This is a genomic window from Deinococcus sp. Leaf326 (assembly GCF_001424185.1).
Taxonomy (GTDB): Bacteria; Deinococcota; Deinococci; order Deinococcales; family Deinococcaceae; genus Deinococcus.
The window spans coordinates 414,051-420,453 of record NZ_LMOM01000021.1 but is presented as its reverse complement, the minus strand read 5'-3'; the positions used below and the strand labels follow the sequence as shown (position 1 = coordinate 420,453).

Genomic DNA, 6,403 nt, shown 5'->3' with positions numbered 1-6,403 from the left:
CGCCGGGGAAGTTCCCCGGCGATCTCCCTTCGAATCTCAGGTACGGACTCGCCAAAAAAGCCGTCCAGTTGGGCCAAGCGGAGCCATTGCAGGAAGAGYAGCGCAATTAAACAGAGCGCCGCGTGGTGGTTGAGCCCTTGCCAGCTTCTCCCTTCGAAGTGACTTAGCCCGACTTCCTGTTTGAGYTCCCGGTGACCCAGCTCGCAGGCCCAGCGTTGCTTCGTCACCCGAATCAGGTGATCAAACGACGTCTCTGGCGGCAAATTACAGAGGTAGTACTTCCGNTCCCGGTGACCCAGCTCGCAGGCCCAGCGTTGCTTCGTCACCCGAATCAGGTGATCAAACGACGTCTCTGGCGGCAAATTACAGAGGTAGTACTTCCGTTCCCCGCGGGCACGCTGTTCCCCAATGACCCAGGCACCTTCTCCTGGAAGGTGCTGTCCCCGGGTGTTCTCGTTTCCATCCGCTAAACGGACATACTTCGCTGCGAATGTCCCGATCAGCGGTCCYTTTGTCCCTTGGCGCCACATCACGCGACGCCAGGGTTCACGGCTCAGCACGGTCTCGATGGTTTCTGCATCCTCCGATGGGGTTGGATGCTTTTGAGGACGGCCCCGAAAGTACTTTGGGATCGGGATGAGATGGACATGGGCTGGATACACSCGCTGGGTACGGATCGTACCCACYGACCATCGCAAGCCGCGAGCTGTCAGAGCGCGCCGAAATTTCGCGYTTACCCCATACCCCGCGTCGGCGAGGATCATCCCGTACTCCACACTCCCCGTCAGATCGTCAATCTCCTGCAGGGCAAGTTCSCATTTGGTAGCTCTCAGCGGGTGTTCCKSMGGAACACCCGCCTGTATGCACCGCTCTGGGTCCAGAGACCACTCCGAGGGGAGAAAGAGCCTCAAGCGCAAGGGGATAGGAATCTCGTTCCGGGCGAGGGTCACTGAAACCAGGCACTGACAGTTGGTGATTTTCCCTGCCTGCCCGGAAYATTTGGTAGCTCTCAGCGGGTGTTCCTGCGGAACACCCGCCTGTATGCACCGCTCTGGGTCCAGAGACCACTCCGAGGGGAGAAAGAGCCTCAAGCGCAAGGGGATGGAATCTCGTTCCGGGCGAGGGTCACTGAAACYAGGCACTGACAGTTGGTGATTTTCCCTGCCTGCCCGGAATATTGTCGCCCAACCCCGACAGACCGAGAGCCGAATTTCGTGAGGCAAGTGTCGTCGACGACAGGCACTGACAGTTGGTGATTTTCCCTGCCTGCCCGGARTATTGTCGCCCAACCCCGACAGACCGAGAGCCGAATTTCGTRAGGCAAGTGTCGTCGACGATCAGCACGGCATCTTTGCCACCGAGGAGGTGTCCCGCGCGGTCGGCAAKAATTCGTTCCAGTCCTTCCGTGGTCCAAGGGCTGTCYGTGATGAAGTGTTGGAGGTGATCTTGCTTCCCTGGGGCGACCTGGTCAGCCAGAGGTCGCATGCTTTTCCGTTGGGCAGGGCTACACAGACCTTGCACGACCACTCCGAGGGGAGAAAGAGCCTCAAGCGCAAGGGGATAGGAATCTCGTTCCGGGCGAGGGTCACTGAAACCAGGCACTGACAGTTGGTGATTTTCCCTGCCTGCCCGGAGTATTGTCGCCCAACCCCGACAGACCGAGAGCCGAATTTCGTAAGGCAAGTGTCGTCGACGATCAGCACGGCATCTTTGCCACCGAGGAGGTGTCCCGCGCGGTCGGCAAGAATTCGTTCCAGTCCTTCCGTGGTCCAAGGGCTGTCCGTGATGAAGTGTTGGAGGTGATCTTGCTTCCCTGGGGCGACCTGGTCAGCCAGAGGTCGCATGCTTTTCCGTTGGGCAGGGCTACACAGACCTTGCACGTACACCGGGGCCCAGCGCTGCTGGGCTTGGTGGCGAAAACACGTGAGGAACGGAGAAAACCAAGTCGAGACCTTGCACGTACACCGGGGCCCAGCGCTGCTGGGCTTGGTGGCGAAAACACGTGAGGAACGGAGAAAACCAAGTCGGGAAGTGTCGGCTCCACTGCGGGTGTTGGAAAGGCTTTAACAAGAAGGTCAGCATCGCAGATGCTGACCAAGACCCTCTCCCTGAATATTCCCCGAAGTACAGCTAGAGCCCGTCCCGGTTCCTGTTGGGGGACCCCTAGCCAACTCACCGTTCCGTAACGTTTCTGAAATGAAACTTAAGTAAAACTAAAGGCATGGGTCAGGATATGTTCGCAGCGTTCGTGCTTCCCGTGCTGTTCAGTATCGGCGGCGGTGTCTATGGGTATTTCCGTTTTGCAGAGCGCCGGCCGATGTTGCTGCTCAACCTGATGTTAATTTTCCTGCTGGGGGCCTATGCCCAGTACAGCCAGCCCAGCGAGGGCCTCTTCTCTCTGCTGCTGCTCGACGGGGCCTTCTTGTTCTTCCTGCTCGTCCATCACCTGCAGAGCCCGGCGCCGAAGGCCAACCCGGCCGGATAATTTCTAGGCGGCGGGCGGCGTGACCCTTTGGCCACGCCGCCCACGCCAGTTCAGGCTAGTCCAGTGGGCAAAGCGGGCTTCTCTGGCCATGCCCCACCTTGTCACACAAAAACCGTCCCCCACCCGAACCTGGGCAGGGGCCGGTTGAACGAATCAGGGGGTCAGGCCTTTACTTCGCCCTTGCTCTTGGCAAGGATGCCGCGCAGAACGGTCTGGAGGATGCCGCCGTTCTTGTAGTAGTCGATTTCGACCGGCGTGTCGATGCGGCACTGCACCACGATGTCGCGGCTCTGGCCGTCCTTGCCAGTCACGCGCACCGTCACGTCCTGACGGGGCTCGAGGTCGGCCGGCAGGATGAAGTCGAAGGTCTCGTCGCCGTTGATGCCCAGGCTCTCGGCCGTGTCACCGTTCTTGTACTGAAGGGGCAGCACGCCCATGCCCACGAGGTTCGAGCGGTGGATGCGCTCGAAGCTCTCGGCCACGACCGCGCGCGCGCCCAGCAGGAAGGTGCCCTTGGCGGCCCAGTCACGGCTCGAACCCATGCCGTAGTCCTTGCCCGCGAACACGACGAGCGGAATGCCCGCTTCCTTGTAGGCGACCGAGGCGTCGTAGATGCTCGTCACTTCGCCGTTCAGGAAGTTGGTGGTAAAGCCGCCTTCGGTACCGGGGGCGAGCTGGTTCTTCAGGCGGATGTTGGCGAACGTGCCGCGCGTCATGATGCGGTCGTTGCCGCGGCGCGAGCCGTAGGAGTTGAAGTCCTTGGGCGCGATGCCGCGCTCGACCAGGAAGCGGCCGGCGGGCGTGTCGGACTTGAAGGAACCGGCGGGGCTGATGTGGTCGGTCGTGACCGAGTCGGACACCTTGACCAGCGCGCGCGCACCCTTGATGTCCACGATCTCGCTGGGACCACCCGCGAGGTTCTCGAAGAAGGGCGGGTTCTGGATGTAGGTGCTGTCTTCCTTCCAGTCGTACAGCGCGCCCTCAGCCACCGGGATGGCGTTCCAGTCCTGGTTGCTCTGCTCAATGCCGTCGTAGACCCGCTTGAACATGTCGGCGTTGATAGCGCCGTCCATGACCGTCTGGATCTCGGCGCTGCTGGGCCAGATGTCGGCGAGGTACACCGGCTGGCCGTCCTGGTCCGTGCCAATGGGGTCGTGGGCGATGTCGTTCACGACCGTCCCGGCCAGGGCGTAGGCGACCACCAGAGGCGGCGAGGCGAGGTAGTTGGCCTTGATGTGCGGGTTCACGCGACCCTCGAAGTTGCGGTTGCCCGAGAGCACCGACGCCACCACAAGGTCGCCTTCCTGAATAGCCTGCACGACGGGCTCGGGCAGCGGGCCGGAGTTGCCGATACAGGTCATGCAGCCGTAACCGACCGTGTTGAAGCCGATCTGGTCGAGGTAGCTCTGCAGGCCCGCCGCTTCGAGGTACTCGGTCACGACGCGCGAGCCGGGCGCGAGGCTGGTCTTGACCCAGGGCTTGCTCTTGAGGCCCTTCTCGACGGCCTTCTTGGCGACCAAGCCGGCGGCGATCAGCACGCTGGGGTTCGAGGTGTTCGTGCAGGACGTGATGGAGGCGAGCGTCACGGCGCCGTGGCCGATCTGAATATCCGTGCCGCCGATGGTGCCCTGGGCGGCCAGCGCGTCCTCACCCAGCTCGAAGCCGCGCTGCTTGACGGGCGCAGTCAGCGCTTCGGCGAACACCGTGTGCATGGCGTCGAGGTTCACGCGGTCCTGCGGGCGCTTGGGGCCGGCGAGGCTCGGCACGATGGTCCCGAGATCGAGTTCGATGGTGTCGGTGAACTCCGGGTCGGGCGTCTCGTCGGTGCGGAACATGCCCTGGGCCTTGTAGTAGGCCTCGACCAACTCGATCTCGTCTTCCAGGCGGCCGGTGCGGCGCAGGTAACGCAGCGCTTCCTCGTCCACCGGGAAAAAGCCCATCGTGGCGCCGTATTCGGGGGCCATGTTGGCGATCGTCGCGCGGTCGGGCAGGGTCATGTTGCTCAGGCCCGCGCCGTAGAACTCGACGAACTTGCCCACCACGCCCTTCTGGCGCAGCATCTCGGTCACGCGCAGGGCGAGGTCGGTCGCGGTCGCGCCGCCGGGCATCGCGCCCGTGATCTTGAAGCCGATGACTTCAGGCATGAGCATGTAGATGGGCTGGCCCAGCATCACGGCTTCGGCCTCAATACCGCCCACGCCCCAGCCCACGATGCCCAGGCCGTTGATCATGGTGGTGTGCGAGTCGGTGCCCACGAGGCTGTCGGGGTACACGACGACGCCTTCGCCTTCGGGACGGCTCTGCACGCCCTTGGCGAGATATTCCAGGTTGACCTGGTGCACGATGCCCGAAGCGGGCGGCACCACGCCGAAGTTGTCGAAGGCCTGCTGGCCCCAGCGCAGGAACTCGTAGCGTTCGCGGTTGCGCTCGAATTCCAGCGCCATGTTGTTGGCGAGCGCGAAGTCGGTACCGAACTCGTCGACCTGCACCGAGTGGTCGATGACGAGGTCCACCGGAATCAGCGGGTTGATCTTGCTGGGGTCGCCGCCGAGCTCCACCATCGCCGTGCGCATGGCCGCGAGGTCCACGACCGCCGGCACGCCCGTGAAGTCCTGCAGGATCACGCGCGCGGGCTTGAAGGGAATCTCGACTTCGGGGTTCTCGGCGCTCCACTTGGCGACCGTCTCGACGTCCTCACGGCGCACGTCGTAGTCGTTGGCCTCGCGCAGCACGCTCTCGAGCAGCACCTTGATGCTCACCGGCAGGCGCGAGATATCGAAGCCCTGAAGCTTGTTGAGGTTGTAGAAGTAGAGAGTCTGGCCGCTGTCCACCTTGAGTGTGTCGCGCGTGCCAAAAAGGTTCATCGCCTGGTCCGCCATCTTGCATCCTCCTTGCCCTTGCGGGAATAAGGGCATGATAAGCCGATTCGGCCCTCTGGCACCCGTTACCCGTTCAGTCACGGTCTCCAAAGTATGTAACCACTTTGGGAACAACAAAAGAAGGATTGCTGCCTCTCGCTGAAGTCCTGACCTCACCCGTGAACCCTGCCTAAAGACGAACAGACCCGGTGAACACTCCGCCGGAACTACGCTGTCGGCACTTCGACAACTCAGACCAGGGAGGAACAGGCATGAACGACGACGAGCGACATGTACCCGGAGACAAGCCCGAGGGCGGCCAGAAGGACACCAACGACCTGAGTGACGTCAAGGGGGTGCAGGATACCGGTATGGCCCAGAAAAGCCGGAACGTGCAGGAACTGCCCAAGGACGTGACCGGTGAGATGGACGGCGCTCAGCCCCAGAACCAGCGCCGCTGAGCCGTCTGCTCGCCGCGCCCCACCGGAACCGGGGCAGGGAGGTCACGCTTAATGAACACCGACAGACCCGTCGATGCCCAGCCGGAAGGTCAGGCCCGCAGCCACGTTTCCGAGGCCCCGATCATGGACCCGGCGCAGTGGAACACCGGCACGCCCAAGAATGCCGGCGACCCGGCCACCGAAGGCCAGTACACCGGAGTTAGTGACGCCAATGCCGAGGCAGGCGCAGACACCTCGACCGCCGAACAGGTCGCCCGGCAAGGCACCGAGCCGCTGCGCCCCGTCTCCCGCGCAGGCGACGCCAACCCCAGCACCTACGGCGGTATGCAGGCCGGCCTGCCCGCCAGCGGCGCGACCTCGCAGCCCGACCAGACCATAGATGCCGAGGAGGGCGCCTGAAGGGCCGGGTCTCCATCTCCAAATAACCGCTATCCGTTCGCCGCGCCTGACCAGGCCCGAGCACCGGGAGAGCTCACAGACGGGGTTGTGACGCTGGTCTGTTCGTGTACTCGGGCAACTGGAAAAGCGCCGTATCAGCGCCCGGATTCTCCGCATTAACCTGGCAGATGCCCGAGATTGACAGATTTGTGTCAGCGCAG

At 62.9% G+C, this 6,403-nt stretch carries 6 protein-coding genes and 3 pseudogenes; 3 read left to right on the top strand and 6 right to left on the bottom strand.

What is annotated here, in order from left to right; all coding sequences use genetic code 11:
* From ASF71_RS25005 to ASF71_RS25680, 5 genes and pseudogenes are all read right to left on the bottom strand, one after another.
* Positions 1 to 284: pseudogene (locus ASF71_RS25005) on the bottom strand (IS701 family transposase); the annotation flags it as partial.
* 1 nt (position 285) lies between these two features.
* On the bottom strand, positions 286 to 1,142 hold an 857-nt coding region (locus ASF71_RS25690), incomplete at its 3' end, for an IS701 family transposase (RefSeq protein ID WP_369814982.1).
* Positions 1,088 to 1,243, bottom strand: a complete 156-nt coding sequence (locus tag ASF71_RS25000; RefSeq protein WP_369814977.1) for a transposase — start codon at positions 1,241 to 1,243, stop codon at positions 1,088 to 1,090. The genes ASF71_RS25000 and ASF71_RS25690, both read right to left, overlap by 55 nt.
* A 110-nt stretch (positions 1,244 to 1,353) precedes the next feature.
* Positions 1,354 to 1,521, bottom strand: a pseudogene (locus ASF71_RS25685) (transposase); the annotation flags it as partial.
* Positions 1,522 to 1,532: 11 nt separating this feature from the next.
* Positions 1,533 to 1,922: pseudogene (locus ASF71_RS25680) on the bottom strand (transposase); the annotation flags it as partial.
* A 299-nt stretch (positions 1,923 to 2,221) separates the two neighbouring features.
* On the opposite strand from ASF71_RS25680, the gene ASF71_RS09035 reads away from it, so the two are divergent.
* Complete coding sequence (locus tag ASF71_RS09035) at positions 2,222 to 2,485, top strand: hypothetical protein (protein ID WP_056298269.1); 264 nt, start codon at positions 2,222 to 2,224, stop codon at positions 2,483 to 2,485.
* 161 nt (positions 2,486 to 2,646) lie between these two features.
* Here ASF71_RS09035 and acnA read toward each other — a convergent pair whose 3' ends face one another.
* Positions 2,647 to 5,364 (bottom strand): aconitate hydratase AcnA, encoded by a 2,718-nt coding sequence (gene acnA / locus ASF71_RS09030; protein ID WP_056298266.1) that lies wholly within the window; start codon positions 5,362 to 5,364, stop codon positions 2,647 to 2,649.
* Between the two features lie 251 nt (positions 5,365 to 5,615).
* Here acnA and ASF71_RS09025 point away from each other — a divergent pair, with 251 nt between their 5' ends.
* Entirely contained in the window at positions 5,616 to 5,804 is a 189-nt protein-coding gene (locus ASF71_RS09025; RefSeq protein ID WP_056298263.1) for a hypothetical protein, read from the top strand.
* Positions 5,805 to 5,855: 51 nt separating this feature from the next.
* On the top strand, positions 5,856 to 6,203 hold the full coding sequence (locus ASF71_RS09020) for a hypothetical protein (RefSeq protein ID WP_056298259.1): 348 nt from the start codon (positions 5,856 to 5,858) through the stop codon (positions 6,201 to 6,203).
* The last annotated feature ends 200 nt before the right edge of the window (positions 6,204 to 6,403 follow it).